The 3949-nt window shown below is 72.1% G+C and carries 4 protein-coding genes; 3 read left to right on the top strand and 1 reads right to left on the bottom strand.

Annotation, left to right across the window (positions count from 1 at the left end):
- The first annotated feature begins 417 nt into the window (after positions 1-417).
- Positions 418-1692, top strand: coding sequence for a hypothetical protein (locus ABD345_RS39765; protein WP_344559687.1), 1275 nt, complete (start codon positions 418-420; stop codon positions 1690-1692).
- 75 nt (positions 1693-1767) lie between these two features.
- Here the strand turns inward: ABD345_RS39765 and ABD345_RS39760 are convergent, their stop codons facing one another.
- Positions 1768-2211 (bottom strand): Clp protease N-terminal domain-containing protein, encoded by a 444-nt coding sequence (locus tag ABD345_RS39760; RefSeq protein ID WP_344559685.1) that lies wholly within the window; start codon positions 2209-2211, stop codon positions 1768-1770.
- A gap of 120 nt (positions 2212-2331) precedes the next feature.
- Here ABD345_RS39760 and ABD345_RS39755 point away from each other — a divergent pair, with 120 nt between their 5' ends.
- Positions 2332-2874, top strand: coding sequence for an RNA polymerase sigma factor (locus ABD345_RS39755; RefSeq protein WP_344559683.1), 543 nt, complete (start codon positions 2332-2334; stop codon positions 2872-2874).
- Positions 2875-2890: 16 nt separating this feature from the next.
- A complete protein-coding gene (locus tag ABD345_RS39750; protein WP_344559681.1) occupies positions 2891-3811 on the top strand; it encodes a CU044_5270 family protein in 921 nt (306 codons plus the stop codon).
- Positions 3812-3949 lie beyond the last annotated feature (138 nt).

Raw genomic sequence — 3949 nt, 5'->3', positions numbered from 1 at the left:
TCCACACCATCACACCGACTGGCTCCCAAACTCACCGAAGAACCGCTGGCTCCCCAACAGACCGAATCCGTGGCTCTACTTCACCCCGGTAAAAACAGCAAGGGCAACCCTGCTGCACCCGGCCCTGCCGGTCCGGTGCGCTGCACCCGTGGTGCTGCACCCAGGCCGAGGCCGCGGCGCTGCACCGGGCCGCCCTGGCGCCTGGCCCGCGCTGCGCAGCGGGACCACGACCAGCGCCTGGTGCAGCGCCGGGGCCGACGGTGCTGCAGACTGCTGCGCAGCGCCGACCGGACGGTGGTGCAGCACGCTGCACGGACGCCCCCGGGGCGTGGGTCTGCGTATGCGCAGCGGGTGCTGCACGGCCCTCGTTGCGCCCCGGGGAGAAACGGGCGAGGGGTGCGGGCTAGCATCCCGACCATGAGTTTCTCCCCGGGGGATAACGCGGTGCTGGAGCCGATGCTGTTCGGCGCGCCCGCGTGCGAGGTGTGCGGCGGCGAGATGCCGGAGCGCAAGGGCACGGGTCGGCGTCCGAAGTACTGCTCGAAGCCGTGCTCGTCGAAGGCCGAGCGGCAGCGGGAGAAGGAGCGCCGGCAGGCCCTCGCCGAAGCCGCGGCCGCCGCCGAATCCCCCCGGGGAGAAACGGGGGCGCGCACCGGGGACATCCTGCTGCCGCCGTCGGACTTCCCGCTCGACGAGCAGCAGGCGCAGCTGCTCGAAGTCGCCGCCGAGCTCCACCGGCAGACCAGGATCTTCCTGCTCCAGCTCGACCGGGCCACCCGCAACGCCGACCCTGACCTGCTGCGCAGTGCCGGAGCGGACATGCGCGCCGCCGCGTACGTGCTCTCCGCCCGCCACCGCGAACTCGTCGGACACCTGCTGGAGCGTCACCCCCTCGCCCCGTCGGCCCCGGCCGGGCAGGCGGCCACTCCCGGCGATGCGCCCCGGGGTGAAACCGCGGATGTGGAGCGGACCGCCGCGGCCGTCGGCGCCGAGCTGCTCGCCGCAGCCGCTCCGGACGGAGGCGGCACATGCCCCGCCGGCTCCCGCCCGGCGGTGCTCGTCGAATCTCCCCGGGGTGAAACCGTGCCCCTTGCCGCCGGTCCGGAAGGCGCTCAAGGCACCTGGACGCCCGGCGTTGCGCCCCGGGGCGAAACGCACACCCGGCCCGCGGGCCCGACGCCGAGTCCTGCCGCACCCCGGGGAGAAACACCGGCCGCTTCCGGCACCGGCCGGGCGGCCCCCGCCCAGGCCGGGGAGCGGCTGCGCTCGCTGGTCGACCAGCGCCTGGCCCAGCAGGGCTCCGGCGCCCGCGCGGCGCTCGCCCCGGCCACCGCCCCGTCGGCTGCGCCCGCGGTGGGGGCGGAGGAGCCGGCCGCGACGGTGAGCGTGCCGCGCGACCCGCGGCTGCGCGGCCTGCCCCGGGACATGGACGTCAGCATCCCGCTCGAGGAGCGGACCTTCGGCTACAACTGGCAGCTGGCCGGGTGGACGGTGCAGCCCGACGTCCTGGTCGTCCTCGGCGAGGGCTACCAGGTCGGCTGGGTCGAGCGCGGCCTGGACGGCGGCGACGGCTGGGTGGCCGTCTACGAGGGCTACTTCCTCGGCGATGCCGCCACCCAGCAGGCCGCCCTCCACGACACCCCCGAGCAAGCCGCCCGCATCATCCACCAGGCCCACGTCCACAACCTCTAGACAGGGTGCCTTCGCCCCGCTGCACCTAGCGTTCGGCCAAGGACTCGCGGCCCGCTCGCCCTGCCCGGTTGTAGATCAGCGTACGGCGGTGTCTGCCATGGCTGTGGCACGGAGGTTGCGAAGTACGGCTCCAGCCAGCCCTTGGCTGTCGGCCAGCACGGCGAGCAGGTAAGGAGGGAAGAGGAAGCCGGCGCCCTGAACACTGGATGCTCGGTCGGTTTGCCGGACGGCTTCGCCGGCCTCGGTGCTCAACGGGGGCAGTTCGCCGACGGGGACGGGGAACCCCCACCACCGCGTTCCGTCGGTTGCTCCGGCACTCCAGCGCTCCTCGACCGCGCAGCGCACCGCTTCCGCGGTGGTGCCCTGGTCCGCCAGCACGGAGTCGAAGGAACTGCCGGACGAGGCGAGTAGGGCGAGCAGCAGGTGGCCGGTGTCGGTGTGCGAGTGGTGGCGCTCCGACGCCTCCTGCTGAGCACGGCTGATGACGGTCAGGCGGAGCCAATCCGAGAGCTGCGGCATGGCAGCAGGCTAGCCGCCAAGAGCCCCGGCGGTGCAATCCGGAAGTTTTTCGATTCCGGCCGTAAGAACTGCGGGGGTGCCGGACATATCCAGGGTGGAGAGCGAAACGAGGGGGCCAAGGTGGGTGCTGCTGAGGAGTTCAGCGCACTGTACGGCGAGCACCACACGGCGGTGCTGCGCTACGTCTACCGGCGGGCGGGAGCCGACAGCGCCGACGACCTGGCGGCGGAGGTGTTCGTCGTGGCCTGGCGGCGCTGGTCGCAGGTACCGGCGGAACCGCTGCCCTGGTTGTACGAGGTGGCGCGCAAAGTGGTGGCCAACCACGTACGCGGGCGGGAGCGCAGCGAGAAACTGGCCGTGCGCTGGGAAACCGAAGACGTCCTGCCGGTATGTGACATCGCCGAGCACGTGGCCGCGCGCGACAGCGTGCACGCGGCATGGACACGCCTGGGAGAGCGGGACCGCGAAGTGCTGGCACTGATCGCCTGGGAAGGGCTCGGCGTCCGCCAGGCCGCCCAGGTACTCGGCTGCAGCCCGGCGACCTTCTCCGTGCAGCTGTTCCGGGCACGGCGCCGCCTTCGTGTAGCACTCGCTGACCCCGCGCCGTTCGATGTCGATCCCGTGAACCCGATTGCCATGGAGGTGGGCCGTGCGAGCGGCTGACAGCGTCAAAGCTCTGATGACAGGCAGCGACCCCGCAGCCGGCGTTGCAGGCGACCCCGGCCGGCGCCAGCAGGACCTCGAGCGGATCCTGGCCGGACAAACCGACACCGCCGCGTCCCGGCGCAGCCCCGCGCTCCTGCGCCGCCCCCGGCTGCTGGTTCCCCTCGGCGGCCTTGCCGCGGCGGCGTCGGCCGTGCTCGTCTTCGGGCTGCTGCCCGGTTCGACGGCCGGTACCGCTTATGCTGCCACTCCGCCGCCGCTGCAGTACACGGCCGTTGAGACGTCCCTGCCCGCCGGGCAGCTCCTGGAGGGTATCGCGCAGCACACTGCGGCGCTGTCCGAGCCGACCGGAGAGGACACTGTCCTGGAGTGGAAGGACTGGAGCCTGTTCACCCGGATCGACGGAGAGACAGTGTCGTCCCGGGTTGTGGCTGCAGATCACAAGGCCGTTGTGCACGCCGACGGCTCCGGGACCTTGACCAGTGCCTTCGAAGGGGAAGACGCGAAGACCGAGGCCTACGGGCCGGACCTGTACCGCGAGCCCATGCCTACGGACCCGACGCTGTTGCGGGAGAGTCTGCGCCGGTCCACACCCGCCATCGATGCCGCCTCCGGCACGGATCAAGCGCTCAGGGGAGTCCTCCGCAGCCAGGCCCTGGACCCAGCGCAGCGCGCAGCCGTACTCCGGTTGATCGCCGGACTTCCCGAACTGCGTTACGAGGGCTCCGTCACCGACCGGGCGGGTCGAAGCGGGCAGGCGTTCTCCGCAGACTCCGACGGCAGCGGTCTGCCGACCCGCTACACCTTCATCATCGAGGCAGCCACGGGGCGCGTCCTGGGCCAGGAGGCCATGCTGACGACCCGGGCCGGCAAGTTGAACGTCCCGGTGCCGTCGGTGATCAGCTATACCGTCTACCTGGACGCGCACAAGCAGTAAGCGGTGCGGCCCCTCCCGGACCGGGAGGGGCCGCACGTCGGCTCAGACCGTGTTTGAGATCTCATAGATTGGTGGGTGAAAGTGGTCGCGGGCCTTGTCGGGTGGCTGCGTGGCCGCGGGTGAGTCGGCGGGCCATGA

The sequence above is a fragment of the Kitasatospora saccharophila genome (assembly GCF_039529925.1).
Classification (GTDB): domain Bacteria; phylum Actinomycetota; class Actinomycetes; order Streptomycetales; family Streptomycetaceae; genus Kitasatospora; species Kitasatospora saccharophila.
This window is presented reverse-complemented; position numbering and strand designations above follow the sequence as displayed.

Excerpts from the sequence above, each read along its gene's own strand:
- ABD345_RS39765 (WP_344559687.1), top strand. The coding sequence starts at position 418 with ATGAGTTTCTCCCCGGGGGATAACGCGGTGCTGGAGCCGATGCTGTTC.
- ABD345_RS39760 (WP_344559685.1), bottom strand. The coding sequence starts at position 2,211 with ATGCCGCAGCTCTCGGATTGGCTCCGCCTGACCGTCATCAGCCGTGCT.
- ABD345_RS39750 (WP_344559681.1), top strand. The coding sequence starts at position 2,891 with ATGACAGGCAGCGACCCCGCAGCCGGCGTTGCAGGCGACCCCGGCCGG.